23 protein-coding genes are annotated in these 19,912 nt (G+C 68.6%); 13 read left to right on the forward strand and 10 right to left on the reverse strand.

Annotated features, from left to right (window positions below):
* Positions 1-12 precede the first annotated feature (12 nt).
* Genes AMS67_RS10035 through AMS67_RS10045 form a run of 3 tightly spaced genes read left to right on the forward strand, consistent with a single transcriptional unit; the run spans position 13 to position 3,987 of the window.
* Positions 13-2,169 (forward strand): FAD/NAD(P)-binding protein, encoded by a 2,157-nt coding sequence (locus AMS67_RS10035; protein ID WP_053387461.1) that lies wholly within the window; start codon positions 13-15, stop codon positions 2,167-2,169.
* Positions 2,162-2,857, forward strand: a complete 696-nt coding sequence (locus AMS67_RS10040; protein ID WP_053387237.1) for an SDR family oxidoreductase — start codon at positions 2,162-2,164, stop codon at positions 2,855-2,857. The genes AMS67_RS10035 and AMS67_RS10040 overlap by 8 nt, the downstream gene beginning before the upstream one ends.
* Positions 2,854-3,987 (forward strand): FAD-dependent oxidoreductase, encoded by a 1,134-nt coding sequence (locus AMS67_RS10045; RefSeq protein WP_241488045.1) that lies wholly within the window; start codon positions 2,854-2,856, stop codon positions 3,985-3,987. Before AMS67_RS10040 ends, AMS67_RS10045 begins: the two co-directional genes overlap by 4 nt.
* 26 nt (positions 3,988-4,013) lie before the next feature.
* Here the strand turns inward: AMS67_RS10045 and AMS67_RS10050 are convergent, their stop codons facing one another.
* The 4 genes from AMS67_RS10050 to AMS67_RS10060 all read right to left on the reverse strand — a co-directional run bounded on the left by AMS67_RS10050 (position 4,014) and on the right by AMS67_RS10060 (position 5,432).
* Entirely contained in the window at positions 4,014-4,316 is a 303-nt protein-coding gene (locus AMS67_RS10050; protein ID WP_053387238.1) for a Dabb family protein, read from the reverse strand.
* Between the two features lie 53 nt (positions 4,317-4,369).
* Positions 4,370-4,663 (reverse strand): glutaredoxin family protein, encoded by a 294-nt coding sequence (locus AMS67_RS10055; protein WP_053387239.1) that lies wholly within the window; start codon positions 4,661-4,663, stop codon positions 4,370-4,372.
* Between the two features lie 100 nt (positions 4,664-4,763).
* Entirely contained in the window at positions 4,764-4,862 is a 99-nt protein-coding gene (locus AMS67_RS16885) for a 30S ribosomal protein bS22 (RefSeq protein WP_005504750.1), read from the reverse strand.
* A gap of 105 nt (positions 4,863-4,967) precedes the next feature.
* Positions 4,968-5,432: an ArsR/SmtB family transcription factor gene (locus tag AMS67_RS10060; RefSeq protein ID WP_053387240.1), complete on the reverse strand. Its 465-nt coding sequence runs from the start codon at positions 5,430-5,432 to the stop codon at positions 4,968-4,970.
* Between the two features lie 247 nt (positions 5,433-5,679).
* Here AMS67_RS10060 and AMS67_RS10065 point away from each other — a divergent pair, with 247 nt between their 5' ends.
* Entirely contained in the window at positions 5,680-7,053 is a 1,374-nt protein-coding gene (locus AMS67_RS10065) for a TrkH family potassium uptake protein (RefSeq protein WP_053387463.1), read from the forward strand.
* Complete coding sequence (locus AMS67_RS10070) at positions 7,046-7,711, forward strand: potassium channel family protein (RefSeq protein ID WP_053352098.1); 666 nt, start codon at positions 7,046-7,048, stop codon at positions 7,709-7,711. Before AMS67_RS10065 ends, AMS67_RS10070 begins: the two co-directional genes overlap by 8 nt.
* Before the next feature lie 49 nt (positions 7,712-7,760).
* Here the strand turns inward: AMS67_RS10070 and proC are convergent, their stop codons facing one another.
* Positions 7,761-8,624 (reverse strand): pyrroline-5-carboxylate reductase, encoded by an 864-nt coding sequence (gene proC, locus AMS67_RS10075; RefSeq protein WP_053387241.1) that lies wholly within the window; start codon positions 8,622-8,624, stop codon positions 7,761-7,763.
* A gap of 138 nt (positions 8,625-8,762) precedes the next feature.
* Here proC and AMS67_RS10080 point away from each other — a divergent pair, with 138 nt between their 5' ends.
* The 5 genes from AMS67_RS10080 to AMS67_RS10100 all read left to right on the forward strand — a co-directional run bounded on the left by AMS67_RS10080 (position 8,763) and on the right by AMS67_RS10100 (position 13,950).
* Positions 8,763-9,725: a cation diffusion facilitator family transporter gene (locus AMS67_RS10080; protein ID WP_053352096.1), complete on the forward strand. Its 963-nt coding sequence runs from the start codon at positions 8,763-8,765 to the stop codon at positions 9,723-9,725.
* Between the two features lie 199 nt (positions 9,726-9,924).
* Entirely contained in the window at positions 9,925-11,061 is a 1,137-nt protein-coding gene (locus tag AMS67_RS10085) for an ABC transporter substrate-binding protein (protein ID WP_193787077.1), read from the forward strand.
* Positions 11,062-11,168: 107 nt separating this feature from the next.
* Entirely contained in the window at positions 11,169-12,014 is an 846-nt protein-coding gene (locus tag AMS67_RS10090) for an ABC transporter permease (RefSeq protein ID WP_053387242.1), read from the forward strand.
* Positions 12,011-12,850 (forward strand): ABC transporter permease, encoded by an 840-nt coding sequence (locus tag AMS67_RS10095; protein WP_053387243.1) that lies wholly within the window; start codon positions 12,011-12,013, stop codon positions 12,848-12,850. Before AMS67_RS10090 ends, AMS67_RS10095 begins: the two co-directional genes overlap by 4 nt.
* A gap of 2 nt (positions 12,851-12,852) precedes the next feature.
* Positions 12,853-13,950: an ABC transporter ATP-binding protein gene (locus tag AMS67_RS10100; protein ID WP_053387244.1), complete on the forward strand. Its 1,098-nt coding sequence runs from the start codon at positions 12,853-12,855 to the stop codon at positions 13,948-13,950.
* Between the two features lie 210 nt (positions 13,951-14,160).
* On the opposite strand, the gene AMS67_RS10105 is transcribed toward AMS67_RS10100, so the two are convergent.
* Positions 14,161-14,595: a nucleoside deaminase gene (locus AMS67_RS10105; protein ID WP_053387465.1), complete on the reverse strand. Its 435-nt coding sequence runs from the start codon at positions 14,593-14,595 to the stop codon at positions 14,161-14,163.
* Between the two features lie 56 nt (positions 14,596-14,651).
* On the opposite strand from AMS67_RS10105, the gene upp reads away from it, so the two are divergent.
* The 3 genes from upp to AMS67_RS17135 all read left to right on the forward strand — a co-directional run bounded on the left by upp (position 14,652) and on the right by AMS67_RS17135 (position 17,291).
* Positions 14,652-15,290 (forward strand): uracil phosphoribosyltransferase, encoded by a 639-nt coding sequence (upp, locus tag AMS67_RS10110; protein ID WP_053352093.1) that lies wholly within the window; start codon positions 14,652-14,654, stop codon positions 15,288-15,290.
* A 444-nt stretch (positions 15,291-15,734) separates the two neighbouring features.
* Positions 15,735-16,430, forward strand: coding sequence for a winged helix-turn-helix domain-containing protein (locus AMS67_RS10115; RefSeq protein ID WP_053387245.1), 696 nt, complete (start codon positions 15,735-15,737; stop codon positions 16,428-16,430).
* A 174-nt stretch (positions 16,431-16,604) separates the two neighbouring features.
* Complete coding sequence (locus AMS67_RS17135) at positions 16,605-17,291, forward strand: DUF4870 domain-containing protein (protein WP_053387246.1); 687 nt, start codon at positions 16,605-16,607, stop codon at positions 17,289-17,291.
* Between the two features lie 85 nt (positions 17,292-17,376).
* Here AMS67_RS17135 and AMS67_RS10125 read toward each other — a convergent pair whose 3' ends face one another.
* From AMS67_RS10125 to AMS67_RS10140, 4 genes are all read right to left on the reverse strand, one after another.
* A complete protein-coding gene (locus tag AMS67_RS10125) occupies positions 17,377-17,961 on the reverse strand; it encodes a 1,2-dihydroxy-3-keto-5-methylthiopentene dioxygenase (RefSeq protein ID WP_053387247.1) in 585 nt (194 codons plus the stop codon).
* Positions 17,962-18,026: 65 nt separating this feature from the next.
* Positions 18,027-18,680: a methylthioribulose 1-phosphate dehydratase gene (mtnB, locus tag AMS67_RS10130; protein ID WP_053387248.1), complete on the reverse strand. Its 654-nt coding sequence runs from the start codon at positions 18,678-18,680 to the stop codon at positions 18,027-18,029.
* The gene (gene mtnC, locus AMS67_RS10135) at positions 18,677-19,387 is read right to left on the reverse strand and encodes an acireductone synthase (RefSeq protein ID WP_053387466.1); all 711 of its coding nucleotides are present in this window, start codon (positions 19,385-19,387) and stop codon (positions 18,677-18,679) included. Before mtnC ends, mtnB begins: the two co-directional genes overlap by 4 nt.
* Positions 19,388-19,511: 124 nt before the next feature.
* The gene (locus AMS67_RS10140; protein WP_053387249.1) at positions 19,512-19,853 is read right to left on the reverse strand and encodes a TIGR02611 family protein; all 342 of its coding nucleotides are present in this window, start codon (positions 19,851-19,853) and stop codon (positions 19,512-19,514) included.
* Positions 19,854-19,912 lie beyond the last annotated feature (59 nt).

The raw sequence follows: 19,912 nt of genomic DNA on the forward strand, positions 1-19,912 counted from the left end.
TCACAGAACTTCATGAATCACCTTCCCCAGCAGTCCTCCTCCCCAACGCTCACCAGTGCGCCGAGCTCCATCGTCATCATCGGCGCAGGCCCGCGCGGAGCCTCACTACTCGAACGCCTCGGCGCGCACCTGAGCGACCCGCTATCGCCCCTGCATCAGCGCCGCCTCGAGATTCACGTCGTCGACGACACCCCGCGCGGCGCCGGGCGCATCTGGCGCACCGATCAGACCCGCGAACTCTGCATGAACACCCTCGCCGATGCCGTCACCCTGTTCACCGAACCCGGCAGCACGGTGCGCGGTGCCGTGCGCCCCGGGCCAACGCTCTACGAATGGTGCGTGCTCGCGCTGACGGGCGCCGACGCTGCCGAAGCGCCCGGCGATCCTGCCACCCGCATCTCGGCCGTGCCCGATGCGCACCGCGCCGTCGTGCGCAGGTACCCGCACCGCCCGGGTCTCGCCGAGGAGTACCGCGACGAACTGCTCGCCATGCGCCCCGAATCGCACCCGAGCCGAGCCCTCTACGGCGAGTACCTGACCTGGTGCTTCGACCGCGCCGTTGCCGAGCTCCCTGACGGTGTGACGGTCGTGCAGCACCGGGCCCGCGCAATCGGCATCGCGAACGTCGAAGAGGGTTCAGGGCGGGATCTCGGCACGGACACGGTCTCCGGCGATGCGGTGCGGCTCGACACCGGTGAGCAACTGCCCGCCGACGCCATCGTGCTCGCCACCGGGTGGATGCCGCGCGCAGAGACGTCGGGCGAGCGCGAACTCAGCGCCGTTCTCGCCGCTCGCCCCGAACTCACGTGGGTGCGCCCCGGGAGCCCGGTCGAGCAAGACCTCAGCGCGATCGGCGCGCGCGAGCACGTGATCATGCGCGGGCTCGGCATGGGGTTCTTCGACACCATGGCACTGCTCACGATCGGTCGCGGCGGCAGATTCGAAGCGGCGCCGGATCAGCCCGGCGGCCTGCGCTACCGCTTCTCGGGACGAGAGCCCGTCATGCACGTCACCTCGGGTCGCGGCGTGCCGTTCCGCGCGAAGACGCTGTACGGGTCGCTACCGCCGCGCGCCGAGCAGCGCTTCCTCACCGGCGTCGACTGGTCGGCACTCCCCCGACCGATCGACTTCGACCGGCAGCTCTGGCCGCGCATCGTCGCCGACGCGTACTTCGACCACGCCCGCACGCTGCGTCGTGTGCGCCCTGCAGCGGTCATCGTCGACGAGCGCGAACTCGAGACGCTCATCGCGCACGCCATCGCCCCGCACCTCGGCAATGCCGACGACCCGCACCCGCTCGATACTGTGGAGGCAAGCGTCGCCGACGCGATGGCCCGCGTCATCCCCGACCCGAGCGACCGCTTCGATCTCGCGGGCGAAATGCATCCGGTGCGCCGGCCCTTCGCTGATCGCGAGTCGTACAACGACTGGATCGCCGAGCGCGTCGTACGAGATCTCGCCGAAGCCGAACTCGGGCACGACAGCGCGATGAAGGCGGGGTTGTGGTCGGTGAGCTCCGCGCGCGGCGTCGCGAATCGACTCGGAGCGCTCGGCGGTTTCGACGCGGAGTCGCGGGCGTCGGGGTTCGCCATGCTGCAGGCCGTCGGCGGCATGGCGGGTTCGGGCCCGCCCGCGTTCCGCAATCGACAGCTGCTCGCGCTCATGCGCGTCGGGCTCGTGCAGATGACCGGCCCCCGCGCGAACCTCTCCGTCACCGATGCGGGGTTCGCCTCGGAGTCGCCGATGGTGACCCCGTCACGCGTGACCGCCCCGCACCTCGTCGACGCCTGGATGCACTTCCACGATCTCTCGGAGACCGCAGACCCGCTCGCGCGGAGCCTGCTCGACGCCGGCCGCGCGCGGGCCTTCGAGATCAGCGCTCGTGACGGCAGCCCACGGTGCACCGGGGCATTCGATCTCGACCCGGCAACCGGGCGGCTGCGCGGCGCCGACGGCGCGCTCGATTCACGGGTGCACATCGCCGGCATTCCGGTCGACGAGGCGCTGCACGACACCATCATCAGCCCGATGCCGGGCACCGACCCGCAGATGCTGCGTGAGACGGATCGTGTCGCCGCGAGCCTGATCGCCGTCGCGGCATCGGTACGCTCGAAGCACCACGCCTCCGGCATCGCCGACCGCCCTCTCGAAGGAGCCCACCATGACTGAATCGCTGCCCATCGCCATCGTCACCGGAGCATCGAGCGGCATGGGCCGCGAAATCGCTCGCGATCTCGCCCGCACCCACCGGGTCATCGCCGTGGGCCGCAATGCCGAGCGGCTCGACGCCGTTGCGGCCGAGACCGGCGCGACCGCGTGGCAACTCGACGTCACCGACGGCGACGCGTTCGCCGCGCGCATCGCCGAGCTCGATCGCCTCGACGTGCTGGTACACGCCGCGGCCATCGGCGAGCATCTCTCCGTCGCCGATGCCGACGCCGACGCTTGGGGGCGACACTTCGACATCAACGTGACCGGCCCTGCTGTGATCACGCGCGCCGCGCTGCCGCTGCTCCGCGCGGCAGCCGGCACCGTCGTGTTCATCGGTTCGGGTGCGAGCACTCGCGCAGTACCCGGCAGCGCGGTGTACACCGCGACGAAGCACGCCCTGCGCGGCGTGGCCGACGTGCTGCGCATCGATGAAGAGCCGCACCGCGTGCGCGTCGTCACCGTGGCCCCCGGCCAGACCGACACCGAGATGCTGCGCGGGCAGGTCGCCGCCGACAAATACACCCCCGAGCGCTACATTCGCCCCGAATCGGTCGCCCAGACCGTGCGCTTCGTCGTCGACGCCCCCGCCGACGTGCAGCTCACCGATATCGCCGTGCGCCCGCGCCAAGAGATCGCGCGCCTGTGAGCGCTCCGCTGCACATCGAGCACCTCGTCATCGGCGGTGGGGCCATGGGCCTCGCCACGACCTGGCATCTCGCCGCACGCGGCCACCAGGTGCGCCTCCTCGAACGCTTCGAGCCGCACCACACTCGCGGTGCGTCGCACGGTTCGACCCGCAACCTGAACAACGCCTACGACGAAGCCGCCTACCTCGACCTCTTCGACGAAGCCGTCACACTGTGGCGCCGGCTCGAAGCCGAGTCGGGGCAGCAGTTACTCGGGCTGCACGGGCTCGTCACTCACGGCGACGACCACGTCGTAGCGTCCGCGCACGACGCCCTCGTCGCGCGGGGCGCCGCGGTGTCGCTGCTGAGCGCGAGCGACGCCGCCGAACGCTGGTCGGGCATGCGCTTCGCCGGCAATGTGCTGCACAGTCGCGAGGCGGGCATCGTGCACGCCGCCCGCGCGCTCGCGGCGCTCGAAGACGGGGCGATCCGGAACGGTGCGATCGTCGAGCGCGGCGAACGCGTACTCGACATCGCACCGTTCGCCGACGGCTCGGGTGCGCGCGTGCGCACCGAGGGGCCCGACGGCGTGCGCGAACTGACCGCCGACCGGGTCACCGTGACCGCCGGAGCCTGGGCGCACACGCTGCTCGACGGCGTCATCGAACTGCCGCAGCTCACCGTCACCGAAGAGCACCCGGCGCACTTCGCCGCCCGTTCGGCAGCACTCGTGTGGCCGTCGTTCAACCACATGCTGCCCGAATCGCTGCTCGCGGAGTACCCGGCCCCCGTCTACGGCATGCCGAGCCCGGGCGAGGGCGTCAAAGTCGGGTTCCACGCGGTCGGCGACATCGTCGACCCCGACGCGCGACGGTTCCGCGCGAGCGATGCGCAACGCGACACCCTGCGCCGGTACGTCGCCGAGTGGTTCCCGGGGCTCGACCCCGAGACGCCCGCCGAGATCAGCTGCACCTATACGTCAACCGCGTCGAGCCGCTTCGTGCTCGATACCGTGGGGCCGATCACGGTCGGCGCCGGGTTCTCGGGCCACGGATTCAAGTTCGTGCCCGCCATCGGCAGGGTACTCGCCGATGCGGCGTCGGGCCGGCAGGCGCCCCCGGAGTTCTTCCGGCTGAGCGCCCACCGCTGAGGCGGTAAGCGCCGAAAGACTGGCGCCTAGACCGTGAAGTCGGTCGCCGCGCGAGCGACGGTCATGCCCTTCACGAGGTCGATCACCGGCAGGTGCTCGGGGTGCGTCGCGTAGACCGCGAGCCCCTCGGCGTCATCGAACTCGGAAACAAGCGTCAGATCGAAGTTCGTACCGTCGTGCAGCTCATTGCGATGCACCGTGAGCGAACGCACGGTCGGAATGAGATCGCGGAGTGCTTCGATGGCCGGGATCGCCTGAGCGGCCTGAGCATCGCGCTCTTCGCGGGTCTCTCCCGACAACTTCCAGCTGACGATGTGGCGCAGGGACATGAGTACTCCTTGTGAGTGTGGTGGTCGGGGCGAAGATGGGGTGCGAAACCTGGCTACGGACGGCGCAGAGCGCGCAGGGGGTTGCGCGCGGACTTCTCGATGGCCGCGGTGAGACGACCCGGATCAACCCGCAACGTCGCATGTCGACGCCCCTCGATCTGTACGACCGGGATGTGCTCAGAGTGCTTGCGCGCGAGCGCCGCGTCTTGCAAGATGTCGAGCTCCTCGAGCTGGGTCTCGACGCCCGCATCGGCGAGATTTCGTCGCACGTCGTCGATCACCTGACGCGCGTCGTCACAGAGGTGACAGCCGGGCTTGCCGATGAGGGTGAGACGCACTGCAGACATGGTGCGTTCAGTTTACGACCGCCGAGCCCGCACATACGACAAACGCCGAGCCCATCGGGCCCGGCGCGTGTCAGCAATCACCGCCTTGCGGCGGCGTCACTTACTTCTTGTTGCGGCGCTGGTGACGCGTCTTCCGAAGCAATTTACGGTGCTTCTTCTTCGACATGCGCTTGCGACGCTTCTTGATAACTGAACCCACGATTAACCTCACAACGTCTCTCGGGCCGCTGGGAGTCGGGGCCCATAAAACATAGATCTTAGCCGTTCAAGCCGTTCGATGCGAACCGAGCGGTCAAACGACGTCTCAGCCGCGCAATTTGAAGCGCGCGACGAGCTCTTTCACCCGGTGCTCGGCACGAGCCGCAGCGCGACCGATGCGCTCGGCAGCGGCCGTCGCCTCTTCGGGGAGCACTTCGCCGAATTCATCCGCCTCGTCGGGCCCGGCCACGCGCTCACCGTCTTCGGAGAGGTACTCGACCGTGACCTCGGTATCGAATCCGGCCGAGAGAAACGGGATCACGAAGTCTTCGACCATCTCGAGCGGCTCGGGGTCCAACGAGTAGAACCGGTGCTGGCCCTCTTCGCGCACCGTGACCAGCTCTGCCTCGCGCAGCACCTTGAGATGCTTCGATACGGTCGGCTGGCTGATCTCCAATTGCCCGACGATCTCGGACACGCTCATCTCGGCGTCCTGCGTGTGCTTCTCGAGCAGTGCCTGCAGAATGTCGCGCCGCGTCGCATCGGCGATGACTCCGAAAATATCTGGCATAGGCACAAGAGTAGCCGGAGCGGGCGGCTCTGTCCCGGTATCACGCGTCGTCTTGCCTCGCACGGTGCGCACGCAGCCCTGCACGGTGCACGCGAAGCCTCGCCCGCGTGTGTAGCATGGGCGCAGTGAGTCGCGACCCTGGCAGGCCTCGACGCCCCATCAACGCCAGAAAGCAGGAGTCGTGAGGACACGCGCTGTGAGCGGTCGTTTCGCCGATCTGCTCTCGCCGAAGTCGTGGATCGGCGGCATGATCCACTCGTCACCCGCACGCTTCGCGCTGCTGGTGTTCACCGGTCTGATCCTCCTCTGGACTGCGCTCCTCTCGCTCCCGATCGCGAGCCGCTCGCACGAGGTGACCCCGCTCGCCGACGCCCTGTTCACCGCGGTGTCGGCGATCTGCGTCACGGGGCTCTCCACCGTCGACATGGCGACGCACTGGTCGCTCTTCGGCGATCTGCTCATTCTCGGCGGTCTGCAGATCGGCGGCATCGGCGTGCTCACGCTCGCCAGCATCCTGGGTCTGACGGTGACGCGACGACTCGGCCTTCGCACGCGCCTGCTCGCGGCGGGCGACACGAACCCGATGCGCATGGCCAAGGGCGCATCAGAGAGTCAGGCGGTCGGTCTCGGCGAGATCGGCGGGCTGCTCGGCGCCGTCGCGACGAGCCTCGTCGTCATCGAGGTCGCACTGACGGCGTTCATCACGCCGCGCCTCATGATGGAGGGCTACAGCTTCTGGCACGCCCTCTGGAACGGCTTCTACCTCGCGGCATCCGCTTTCACGAACACCGGCTTCGTGCCACTGCCGGGCGGTCTGGCCCCGTTCGAAACCGACACCTACCTGCTTTCCGTGCTCGCCGTCGGCGTCTTTCTCGGCAGCATCGGGTTCCCGGTGATCTTCGCGCTCTACCGTTACGTGGTCGGTGGCGGCTGGCGCGCGCACAAGCGGCTCGGGCTCCACGCGAAGCTCACGCTCACGACGACGCTGCTGTTCGTCATTTTCGGGTGGATCGCCATCGCCGGCCTCGAATTCAACAACACCCGCACGCTCGGGTCGCAGGGGCTCGGCGACACGCTCTTCAGTTCGGCGTACATGTCGGTGATGACCCGTTCGGGCGGTCTCGGCATCATGGACCCGACCGAGATGCACGGCTCGACGCTGCTCGTCATGGACATGCTGATGTTCGTCGGCGGCGGCTCGGCCTCGACCGCGGGCGGCATCAAGGTGACGACGATCGCCGTGCTCTTCCTCGCCGCCTACGCCGAGGCTCGCGGGTACCACGACATGCAGGCGTTCGGCCGTCGCATTCCGAATGAGGTGCTGCGCGTCGCGGTGTCGATCCTGATCTGGGGCGCGACCATCGTGCTCGCCGCGTCCGTCGCCATCATGCAGATGACCGGCGAGCCGCTCGACATCGTGCTGTTCGAGGTGATCTCCGCGTTTGGCACGTGCGGTCTCACGACCGGCCTGTCGGCGTCGATTGACGACCCCGGCAAGTACATTCTCGCCGCCACGATGTGGGCGGGTCGCGTCGGCACGGTTACGCTTGCCGCAGCGGTCGCGGCAACCAGCCGCTCCCGCATGTTCCGCCTCCCCGAAGAAAGGCCGATCGTTGGTTGATATTCGCAGTGATGCGCCGGTGATCGTGATCGGTCTCGGTCGGTTCGGCGCCGCGACGGCGGGCCAGCTCGATCGTCAGGATCGCGAAGTGCTCGTGGTCGACACCGATTCGGGGCTCGTGCAGAAGTGGGCGGATCGCGTGACGCACGCGGTGCAGGCCGACGCCCGCTCGATGGAGGCGTTGAAGCAGATCGGTGCCGACGAGTTTCAGATCGCGGTCGTCGCGACGGGCGCCTCGATCGAGTCGAGCGTGCTCATCGCCGCGAACCTCGTGGATCTCGGGGTGCCTCAGATCTGGGCGAAAGCCATCTCCCTTTCGCACGGCAAGATCTTGGAGCGCATCGGCGTGCACCACGTGATCTACCCCGAGCGCGAGGCGGGCGAGCGCGTCGCCCACCTGCTGAGCGGCAGCATGCTCGACTTCATTCAGTTCGACGACAATTACGTCATCGCGAAGATGTACCCGCCGCGATCGATTCGCAATCGCACGCTCACCGAGAGTGGGGTGCGCACGCGCTACCGCGTGACGGTGGTCGGAGTGAAAACTCCGGGTCAGCCGTTCACGCACGCGACGCAAGACACCGTCGTGTCGACGCACGACCTCATCATCGTCAGCGGCACCGCCGCCGACGTGGAGCGCTTCGCCGCGATCGGGTAGGCGCTGCGGGCACGCTTCGGCCGACGTTCACGCCGGCCGAAGCCCCGCGCTACTCCCCGCGCTCGAGCTCTTCCGAGCGACGCACGTTCGCGGCGAGCGCGCGATCGAAGAGGTCGGCGAGGCCGCCCTGCTGCAGTACCAGGATGGCCTGCTCGGTGGTGCCCTTGGGGCTCGTCACGTTGCGTCGCAGGGTTTCGGGCAGCTCACCACTCGTCGCCCAGAGCTGCGCGGAGCCGACGATGGTCTGCTGCACGAGCAGGCGCGCCTGCGCCTCGTCGAAGCCCGCGCGCTGCGCTGCCGCCGTCATCTCTTCGGCGTAGAGGTAGAGATAGGCCGGCCCTGACCCCGAGACCGCGGCGACGGCGTTGATCTGGTCTTCGCGCACGATGAGCGCTTCGCCCACCGTGGCAAACAACCGCTGCACGAGTGCGATCTGCGCGTCGGTCGCCGCCGCGCCGCCGGCGATACCGGTCGCACCGAGGCCGATGGTCGATGGCGTGTTGGGCATGGCGCGCACCACCGCGGTGCCCGCGGGCAGCACGGCTTCGATCGCGGCGCACGGCACGCCGGCTGCCACGCTCACGATGATCGCGTCGGGTTCGAGGTCTGCGGCGATCTCGCGCGCGACGTCGACGAGCGCCCAGGGCTTCACCCCGAGCACGACGACTTGTGCGCCGCGCACTGCGGCACGATTCGCCTCGGGGTCGGTCTCTGATGCCACTGCGGTGACGTCGCTCGCTGCTGCGTAGGCGTCGGCGCTCCGCTGCGAGTGCGTCGTCACGACGATGGGCCGCTCGATGTCGACCTCGGGCGCGCGCAGCCCGGCGAGGATCGCGCCGCCCATCGAACCGACGCCGATCATGGCGGTGCGCGGCAAACGGGCGTCGGTGCGGGGATTCGTCGATTCGCTCATGATCCCAGTGTATGGAGCACCGCCGACAGAATCGGGGGCGCGGTCTTGTCCGTTTTCATACCGCTGCGACTTCGGGTGGGGTCATAGACTTGGCGCATCGCGCGGACACTCGACGTTCGCGATGGGGAGGCATCTGGAATGAGCGCGTCAGGCGGCAGCAAGGCGATCATCGCGGCACTACTCGCGAATCTCGGCATCGCCGTGACGAAGTTCATCGCCTGGGCGTTCTCCGGTTCGTCGTCGATGTTGGCCGAGGGCGTGCACTCGCTCGCCGACTCGGGCAATCAGGTGCTACTGCTCGTCGGTGGCAAGCGCGCGCAGAAGCGGGCCGACAAAGAGCACCCGTTCGGGTACGGTCGCGTGCGCTACGTCTACGCGTTCGTCGTCGCGATCGTGCTCTTCTCCATCGGTGGCGTCTTCTCGGTGTACGAGGGCGTTTCGAAGGTGCAGCACCCGCACGCCCTCGAGGTGTGGTGGCTGCCGCTGCTCGTGCTGGCCGTCGCCATCGTGCTCGAGGGGTTCTCGTTGCGCACCGCGATCCGAGAGAGCCGGCCGCACAAGGGCAAGTCGAGCTGGCTGCAGTTCATTCGCCGCTCCAAGGCTCCCGAGTTGCCCGTCGTGCTGCTTGAAGACTTCGCGGCGATCACTGGCCTCGTGATCGCGTTCATCGGCGTCGGACTCACGGTACTCACCGGCAACGGTCTCTTCGACGGTATCGCGACCATCGCGATCGGCGTGCTGCTGGTCGCCGTGGCGATCATCCTGGGCATCGAGGTGAAGAGCCTGCTCGTCGGCGAGGGCGCCTCTGATGAAGACGTCGAGAAGATCGAGGCCGCACTGCTGAAGTCGCAAGACATCGGTCGCATCATCCACATGAAGACCCTGTACCTCGGCCCCGACGAGTTCATGATCGGCGCGAAGGTCGACATCGCCCCCACGAAGACCATGAACGAGGTCTCGGTGATCATCAACCTCGCCGAGCGCCGTGTGCGCGAGGCCGTGCCGGCGGCGCGCGTCATCTACATCGAACCCGACGTGTACCTCGACCCGAACGCGGATACGCCGTCGACGAGCTCCATCGTGATGCTCTCGAGCGACTGACGCCCGATGATCCGGCGCCGCACCGCGCGGTGAACGACTCACCGTCCGCGCGCCACACACCGTTCACTCCGAGGCTATCGATCAGTTCCTTCCCCGACACCGCGCCCTCCTAGCGTTGGGTCACGGATCGGCTGCCGCTGCAGGCATGCCGCATGCGCCCCTCTGGGCGATCCGTCTCCCTGTATCGGAAGGAACTCCCGTGACCTCACGCGCTTTCGTGCGCTCCGCCGCCGTGATCACCGCGCTGCTCATGGCCGGCTCGCTCGCCGCATGCTCGACCGCGAGCAACGCTGAAGGCGACGCAGGCTCGTCGACCGACGCCGCCACCGCGACCAGCGCCGCAGACTTCGGCGGCCTCGATGCACTGATCGCCGCTGCTCAGGAAGAGGGCGAACTCAACGTCGTCGCACTCCCCGAGACGTGGGCGAACTACGGCAAGATCATCAGCGGCTTCGAAGACAAGTACGGCATCACCGTCAACTCGGCTTCGCCCGATGCGTCGAGCGCCGAAGAGATCCAGGCCGCTGACAACCTCAAAGGCCAGGACACCGCTCCCGACGTCTTCGATCTCGGTGCGGCCGTCGCACTCACCAACACCGACAAGTTCGCGCCGTACCAGGTCGAGAACTGGGACGACATTCCCGAGGGCAACAAGGAGGCCACCGGCCTCTGGGTGAACAACTACTCGGGCGTCATGTCGGTCGGCTACGACTCCGACAAGCTGCCGGAGCCCAAGGAGCTGAAGGATCTGCTCGGCGCCGACTACAAGGGCGCGGTCGTGCTCAACGGCGACCCGACGCAGGCGGGCGCGGCATTCGCTGCCGTCGGCTCGATCTCCGCACTCAACGGCGGCGGCGTCGACGACTTCGGCCCCGGTGTTGATTTCATCACCGAGCTGCGTCAGGCGGGCAACCTGCTGACCGTCGACCCGACCCCCGCGACGATCGCCTCGGGCGAGACCCCGCTGGTCTTCGACTGGTCGTTCAACAACATCGCGGCTGCGGCCGACAAGCCGAGCTGGAAGACCACCGTGCTCGACGGACCGGCCTACGTCTCCTTCTACAACGAGGCGATCAACGCCGACGCGCCGAACCCGGCCGCCGCTCGCCTGTGGCAGGAGTGGATCTTCTCCGACGAGGTGCAGGCACTGTTCCTCGAGGCGAACGCCGTGCCCGTGCGTGTCGACGCGCTGAAGGAGGCCGGTTCGGCCGACGAGAAGCTCATCGAGGCCGCCACCTTCGGCACGTCGAGCGAAGACTGGATCACGCCTGACATGGATCAGACCGACGCCGCGAACACGCTCCTCTCCGAGCGCTGGGCTGCAGCGATCAAGTAAGTCCACTCGTGCGGTGGGGGCTCAGTCAGCCCCCACCGCACAGTTGTGTCCGCCGCACCGTTCTGCGCCCCGCACGCCACACTCCCCCACCCCTGCTCGGAGCTTCAGTGAAACGCTTCCTCTCCACCCTCGGGCTCGCCCCGTTCACCGTCTACATCTTCTTCTTCCTCGCCGTTCCGACCGTGCTCGCCATCGGCAGCGGATTCTCGAACGAGAACGGCTTCACGCTCGCCAATCTCGGCGTGCTGACGACTCCCGCGACGCTCGGCGCATTCGGCGCAAGCATCTGGGTGAGTGTCATCACGGCGCTCGTCGGCGCCGTGATCGGCGCGATTCTCTGCTGGGCGCTCGCGGCGCTGCCCGAAAGCGGCCCGCTGCGTCGCGTCATCGACGCGGCCAGCTCGGTGCTCGCCCAGTTCGGCGGTGTCATGCTCGCGTTCGCGTTCGTTGCAACGATCGGCATCCAGGGCCTCATCACCGTGATGCTGCGCGAGCGGCTCGGCGTCGATATGTATGCCGACGGCGTGTGGCTCTACGAGCTGCCGGGCCTGATCCTGCCCTACGTCTACTTCCAGGTTCCCCTCATGGTCATCACCTTCCTCCCCGCGATCATCGCACTGAAGCCCGGCTGGGCCGAGGCGGTCGCGACGCTTGGCGGCACGAGCTTCAGCTACTGGACGCGCGTCGGCTTGCCGGTGCTCGCCCCCGCGTTTCTCGGCTCGCTGCTGCTGCTCTTCGCGAACGCGTTCTCGTCGTACGCGACCGCGGCAGCGCTCATCAGTCAGGGGTCGCAGATCGTGCCGCTGCAGATTCGCGCCGCACTGATCGGTGAGACCGGTGGATCCAACTCCGCGTCGGCCGGCGTGCTCGCGCTCGGCATGATCATCGTCATGACCCTCGTGATGCTGGCCTACGGCCGACTCATGGCGCGTGCGGGGCGGTGGCAGCGATGAGCGCACGCGTTCCCGGGCGCCCGTCGCGCCCCGTCGCCTACACCGTGATCACGGTGATCGGGCTCATCTTCATGATCCCGCTCATCGCGATGCTCGAGTTCACGCTGCGCCAGACCGCGGGCGGCTACGGTGCGGAGCACTGGCTCGCACTGTTCGATCCCGAGAACGCGCGCGCCTACCGCCCGCTGTTCCAGGGTCTCGGCAACTCCTTCTTGCTGGCCGCGCTCACGCTCGCGATCGTGCTCGTCGTGTTCTTCCCGACGATCGTGCTCGTGCACCTGCGATTTCCGAAGCTCGAGCGCGCCCTCGACCTGCTGACCGTGCTGCCGATCGCGATCCCCGCCATCGTGCTCGTGGTGGGCTTCGCACCGATCTACCGCGGCATCGGCACCGTGTTCGGTTCAGGCGTGTGGTCGCTCTGCCTCGCCTACGGCGTGCTGGTGCTGCCGTTCGCGTACCGGTCGATCAACTCCGATCTGCAGGGCATGGATGCGCGCACGCGCACCGAGGCCGCGCGTTCGCTCGGCGCGGGGTGGATCACCGTACTGGTGCGCATCATCACCCCCGGGGTGCGTCGCGGCCTGCTCGCCGCTTCACTGCTGACGATCGCGATCGTGCTCGGCGAGTTCACCGTGTCGTCGCTGCTCAACCGTGTGACCCTCCAGACCGCGCTGCTGCAGATCTCGAAGTCCGACCCGTTCGTCGCGGTGGCGGTATCGTTGCTCTCACTGGTCGGCGCATTCCTCGTACTTCTGCTCGTGAGCAGCACCGGTGGCGCCCCGCGTCGCCGACGCCCGCGACGCAGCTCCCGCTCGAACCCCTCCCAGGAGTCTTGAACATGACCGAAACGCTGACCCAGACCCGTACGGGCGCCGCGGTGCGCCTCGAGCAGGTCACCAAGGCCTACGGCTCGACCACCGTGCTGCACGGCATTGATCTCGCGCTCGAACCCGGCGAACTCATCTGCTTGCTCGGCCCGTCGGGCTGCGGCAAGACCACGGCGCTGCGCTGCATCGCCGGCCTCGAAGAGGTCACTTCGGGGCACGTGCGCATCGGCGACGACGATGTGACGCACGTGCCGGTGAACCGCCGCGACATCGGCATGGTGTTCCAGCAGTACTCGCTCTTTCCCCATCTCACCGTCGCCCGCAACGTGGAGTTCGGGCTGGGCATGCGCAAGGTGCCGAAGGCCGAGCGCGTCACCCGCATCGGCGAGATGCTCGAGATCGTCGGCCTCGCGCACCTCGCCGAGCGCTTTCCGCACGAGCTCTCGGGCGGGCAGCAGCAGCGCGTCGCCTTGGCGCGCGCGCTCGTTACCCGCCCGCGGGCGCTGCTGCTCGACGAGCCGCTCTCGGCCCTCGACGCGAAGGTGCGCGTGCGCCTGCGCGAGCAGATCCGCGCGATCCAGACGGAACTCGGCATCACCACCGTCTTCGTGACCCACGACCAGGAGGAGGCGCTCGCGATCTCCGACCGGGTCGCAGTCATGGAGGGCGGCCGGATCGCTCAACTCGGCACCCCCGAAGACCTGTACCAGCGGCCCGCGTCGCCCTTCGTCGCCGACTTCGTCGGACTGTCGAACCAGCTCGAGGCGGTGTTTGAGGGCGATCGCGTGAACCTGCGCGGCGCGTGGCTGCCGGTGATCAGCTCCGCAGATCACGGCACGACCGGCGTGACGGGCGCCCGGGTCACGGCGTATGTGCGCCCCGAGCACGTGCGTCTTGCGGGTGCCGCGGCAGGCTCAGGATCAACCGACGAGCTCGCGGCCACCGTGGTCTCGAGCGGATTCCTCGGGCCGATCCGCCGCACCGTCGTACAGTTCGCGGATGGTACGGAGCTCGCCTCGCAGCACCCCGCCGACGCGCAGTTCCGCGCCGGCGACCGCGTCGAGGTGGCGTTCGCCCCGGAGCCGGTCACGGTGGCACCCCGCCCGTAACGGCGGCGCTGTGCTGCGCTGCGCTACCGCCCCGCCCACCTCACTGCCCGCCCGCCTCTGCGGATCGGGGTAACTTCGGGTGGGTGTGAACGCCGAAATCGGCCGCCGCACCCACCCGAAGTTACCCCGATCCGCAGGGACGTGGCGGCGGCAGCGGCAGCGGAGCGGCGGCGGCAGCGGCGGCGGAGCGGCAGCGGAGCGGCGGCGCGGCTAGCGGCGCTCTGCGAAGAACGCGCGCAGCAGGGCCGTCGCCTCGTCGGCGCGCACCCCGGCGACGACCTCGGGCACCGCGTGCGGCAGGCGGCCGTCGCGCAGCAGGTCGTAGACGCTGCCGACGGCGCCGGCTTTTTCATCCCAGGCCCCAAAGATGACGCGCGGCAGTCGGGCGGCGAGAATCGCGCCCGCGCACATCACGCACGGCTCCAGCGTCACGACCAGCGTGCAGCCGGCGAGCACGCGATCATCGAGCGCTTCGGCGGCCTGTCGGATCGCCAGCACTTCGGCGTGCCCCGTCGGGTCGGGCACGTGCACTCGCGTGTTGCGGCCGACGCCCACCACCTCGCCGGCAGCGTTCAGCACCACGGCTCCGACCGGAATCTCACCGGCTCGCGCCGCGTCAACGGCGGCCTCGAGCGCGACGCCCATGGCGGCGTGCTCGGCCTGCGATGGAGGGATCAGCGTCACGCCAATAGAATAGGTCCATGCGAGTCTTCGTTGCGGATCATCCCCTTATTACCCACAAGCTCACGGTGCTCCGCGACGCGAAAACCCCGCAGCCGACGTTCCGTCTGCTGATCGAAGAGCTGATGACGCTGCTCGCCTACGAGGCCACGCGCGAGGTGCGCGTCGAGCCGCACGAGATCGAGACTCCGGTCGCCCCGACCACGGGTGTGCGCCTGAGCGAACCGCTGCCGCTGATCGTGCCGATCTTGCGCGCCGGTCTCGGCATGCTCGAGGGCATGGTGAAGCTCGTTCCCACCGCCGAGGTCGGCTTCCTCGGCATGGCGCGCGACGAAGAGACGCTGCAGCCGACCACCTATGCCGAACGCCTGCCCGATTCGCTCGCCGGTCGTCAGTGCTTCGTGCTCGATCCGATGCTCGCAACGGGTGGGTCGCTCGCGGCGGCGATCAAGTTCTTGTTCGACCGCGGGGCCGACGACGTGACCGCGATCTGCGTACTCGGCACTCCCGAGGGCGTCGAAGCGATTCGCGAGGCCGCCGGCGACCGCCAGGTCACCCTGGTGCTTGGGGCACTCGATCAGGGGCTCGACGAGAACGCCTACATCGTGCCGGGCCTCGGTGACGCCGGCGACCGTCTCTACGGCACCGTCGGCCACTGACCGTCGGCCGCTGGCCCTCGGGCTGGGGCGCCCTCATGAGGGGGCGGTCCATCGGCTCAGGGGTGCCGCGCAACGGCGCGCCGCACCCCCCACAGATTTTCTCCCCACTCCGCTTGACACCCGAAGCAATAGTTTGCTTAACTTGCGGTTATGCATGAGACCAATCGTCCCCAGTCCGCCTTCGAGGTGAACATTGGGCAGACCGGCATGATGATGGCCGGTCAGGGTGTCATGCGCTGTCGAATGTGCATGTGAACGTTTCCCGAATCTGATTCTGCGTCCACGTCGGTGATCTGAACGAGATCACCACTCTGCGGAACATCCGGTTTCTCGTATCTGATCGAGACCGGTTCCGCTCCCCTCGCACTCCCGGCCGACACCGGCCATCCGGGTCCGCGCACTGCTGCGCCGCACCCGAACGACAGCCTCGTTAGGAACATCATCATGAACGCCTCCACCCAGACCCTTCGCGCCGCCCGCCCCGACCTCGCTGCAGATCTCGCGCCGGCTCCGACCGCCGAGCGCCGCGTGCCCGACGGCACCGAGGTGCGCGGCTTCGCGCTGTACGTCGGCCTCGCCGATGACAAGATCGCCGACGGCGACCCGAAGCTCGGCGCCATCGTGACCCGCATCAAACAGCTCGTCGCAGAATTGGCCCCGGCTGCCGAGACCTACGCCGCCGTGGCGCTTGCCCCCGAGCACACCGGTGGTCGCGACGTCGACGTGGTGCGTCTGGCGCTCGGCGATCCCGCCGCCCACGCTCGTCAGAAGCAGCACGAAGCCGACGAGCAGGATCGCGCGGCGAGCGGCGTGATCCTCGATCTCTCACGCAAGCGGGTGCTGCTCGACAACGTGACCGCCGCACTCACGTTCCGCGAATTCGAACTGCTGCAGTACCTCGTGCTGCGCGAGGGCCGCACCATCAGCCGTGAAGAGCTGATCACCGCGCTCTGGAGCGAGGGCAGCGACGAGGAGGCGCCGAGCGAGCGCACCATCGACGTGCACATTCGCCGCCTGCGCGTGAAGCTTGCGCAGTACCAAGACATCGTGCGCACCGTGCGCGGCACGGGCTACCGTTTCGACCGCCACGCTGACGTGTCGATCTTGCACACCTCGGCCCCGAGCCCCGACGCCTTCTGAGCCTTCCGCTCGGTCGCGCTCCGCGCTCCGACCCGCCCGACATCACCTGAAGCGGCCCGCCCCCTCCGAGAGGCGGGCCGCTTCATTTCCCGTCACGCACGCGCAAGCATCTACCGCTCGCCCGCGCGCTGCAGTAGCCTCATAAGCGAAAATGACCGGTCGAAGGAGAACACCATGACGACGTTGCCACCAGAAGGTCAGCACGGACAGGGGACTGGCGGCGAGCCGACGAGCGATCCCTCAACCGCGGCGCCCGCCGCACCGACGGCGCCGCCCACTGCACCTCAGCCGCCGCAGGCTCCCCCGGCGCAGCAGCACCAGGCGCCCGCAGCACCCCCCGTACCGCCGCAGCAGCCCGCGCAGCCGCAGTTCCAGGCTCCGCAGGCCCCGCCCGTTCCGCCGCAGCAGCCGCAGCAGCCGGGTCAGCCCCAGTACGCGGCGCCCCAGTACGGCGCGCCGCAGGCCGGCCAGACGCCGCCCCCGGGCGGCTACGCGCAGCCCGGCTACGCACAGCCGGTCGCCGACCCGACGAGCAACGTCACGCTGAACTACTGGCTGTCGGTGTTCTTCAGCTGGATTCCGGCGCTCATCTTCTACTTCATCGACAAAGACAAGGGCGATCAGCGCTTGTACCTGTACCAGCGCGAGAACCTGAACTTCTCGCTGCTGCGCGTCGGCGTCGGCATTGCGACCTGGATCTTGAGCATGATCCCGTACATCGGTTGGCTGCTGGCGATCGTGCTGTGGCTCGGCTCGGTCGTGCTGTTCGTGTTCCACATCATCGCCGCAGTCAAGGCGAGCGACGGGTTCCGTCGTGGCGAGCAGCCCGGCTTCATCTTCAACATTCCGCTGGTCAAGTAGTTTCGACCGGCACGAGCAACGCCCCCGGCCCGCTGACGCGGATCGGGGGCGTTGCTCGTTTCAGGGACGCGACGTGGGCGACGCCCTATGCGGCCAGCTCGGCGCGGCGCGCGTGCAGCTGATCGAAGGTCGCGAACGTGCTCGCGATGGGGCTGCCGGTGAAGTGGCCGACCCAGCCGTCATCGTCGTGGAAGAAACGGATCGAGGTGAACTCGGGCGCGGTACCCATGTCGAACCAGTGCGTGGTGTTCGCCGGCACCGACACGAGATCACCGGGCTCGCAGTAGAGCGCGTGCACCTTGCCGTCGACGTGCAGGTAGAAGACGCCGGCGCCCTTGGCGAAGAAGCGGTCTTCGTCGTCGTCATGACGGTGCTCTGAGAGGAACTTCTCGCGCGACGGCCCCTTGACCTCGTCGTAGTTGGCCTGCGCCGGGCTCAAGCCGACGATGTCGACGAGCGTGTAGCCCTCGCTCTGCTTCACGGCTTCGACCTCATCGGTGTAGAGCGCGAGAATCTCTTCGAGCGTGGCATCGTCGGCGAAGTCTTTCACCTCCCAGTGCGAGAAGCGGGCGCCGAGGCCGGTCAGCACGGCGCCGATTTCGGCGTCGTCGATGGTCTCGATAATGGGGGTCGTCGGGTCGGTCTCGTTCCAGACGGTGAGGAGTGTCATCAGGTCCTACTCTCAGGTTCGGTGCGCAAACGGGGTGGTTCTGGGGTCTGGGGCGTGCTGCCGGCTCAGCGCACCGCGACGCGGTAGCGCAGGAGCCATTCGGCGATCTCGAGATGGTGCCGAGCCTGCTGCGCGGTCGCGCCCCAGGCGTACATGCCGTGCCCGGCGACGACGAGCACCGGCACCTCGGGCACGCCGTCGGCGGCGCCCGCGTACACGGCGTCGAAGCGCTCGGCCTCGACCGCCATGTCTTGGTGGTTCTGGATCACCGGAATGGTGACGGTCACGTCGTGGGCGGGGTGGCCGATCCCTTTCAGCATTTCGAGATCGCGAATCTCGATGCCGTCGGGCCAGTACTCGCCGGCGAGCACGGCATCGAGGGCGTGCACGTGGAAGATCGCGTTCGCGCCGGTGCGGGCGGCGATGTGGGCGTGCAGGCCGGATTCGGCCGAGGGGCGTCGGGGATCGTCGGCGTCGGCAGACCGCCCGTCGCCGTCGACGAGTACGACGTCGGCGTCGGTGAGCTCCGATTTGTCGAGACCCGATGCCGTCACCGCGAGACGCAGCGGATCGCGGGCGAGCACGAGCGAGAGGTTGCCCGCGGTTCCCCGCATCCACCCGAGGTCGGCGAACCTCGCGGCTTCGTGCGCCAGGGTCGCGCCGGCTTCGCGCACCTGCACGGTGGTGATTGCGGGTGCGAGCGCGGTAACAATGCTCATCGGGTGACCTCGATCTCGGTGAAGGCGGAGACGGATGGCGCGGCGAAATCGCTGCCGGCCCAGGGCTCGCCCGCCCGGTCGAGCGCGATGACCTGCCACCCGGCGGCGAGCGCCGCGCTCACCTCGTCGGGGTGATCGGTGAGAAACAGTGCGCGCTCGGGGGCGACGTCGAGCGCCTCGGCGATGCGGTGATACGACGCGACGTCTTTCTTCGGGCCGGCGTTCACCGTGTCGAACCACCCGGAGACCAGGCCCGAGAGGTCGCCGCCCGGCGCGTGGCGGAACCAGGGCTGCTGCGAGGCGGCCGACCCTGACGAGTAGACGGCCAGACGCACACCACCGTCGACCCACGCGCGCAACTGCGGCGATACGTCGTCGAAGAAGTGCGACGTGATCTCACCGGCGGCGAAGCCCTCGGCCCAGATGATGCCCTGGATGGTTTTGAGCGGCGTCGACTTCACGTCGGAGGCCATGAGGCCGCGCAGCGCCTCGGCGACGGTCGCATCGTCGGCATCCGTGTCGAGGCCGATCTCGGCGATCGCCTGCGCCCGAGCCTCGCGCACGGTCGCGTCGTCGCGCCCGAGCACCTCGTCGAGGCGGGGGCGTGCGTAGTCGTAGAGGTCGCCGAGAATGAAGCCTGCGGCACTCGTGGTGCCTTCGAGGTCGACCACCACCACATCGGCGGTCAGAGTGAACGGCGTCGTCATGCGGCCTCCGAGTGCGGGAACAAGTCGCACGATCATACCGCGCGAGAGTGGCCTTCCCGTGCTGTGCGACGCAAGATGACACGGGCCTCCGGCTCCCGCCCGTTCGCGGCGAGCATCTCGGGGCTCAGGTGCCGTACGCCCGCCGGGCGGCGCGCCATGACCGCCAGCGTTCGGCGCCTCGCGCGACCGTCGCCCGGGCCCACCCGAGCAGGCGTCGCGCCCAATGGAATTCGCTGCCGAGGATCGCGAGGCCGAAGAACACGATCAGCCAGCCGGGGCCGGGCAGCGGCACCAGAATCAGCCCGATGAGCACCACGAGCGCACCGACCACGGTCGCGGTGACGCGGTATGCGGCGTCGAGCCAGGGACGGGTGCGGATTGCGGCGCGCAGCCGCGCGGCTCCGGCCGCAAGCCGTCGCCGGCGACGCCTGCCGAGTTCGCGGCGAGGAGTGGTCGGTGCAGACATGCGGCGAGTGTATGTCGCTTCGCTGGCAGCCCGCCGCGAGGCCGGTGTGCACCCGCCTA

Source organism: Leucobacter japonicus, assembly GCF_001273855.1.
In the GTDB taxonomy this organism is placed as follows: domain Bacteria; phylum Actinomycetota; class Actinomycetes; order Actinomycetales; family Microbacteriaceae; genus Leucobacter; species Leucobacter japonicus.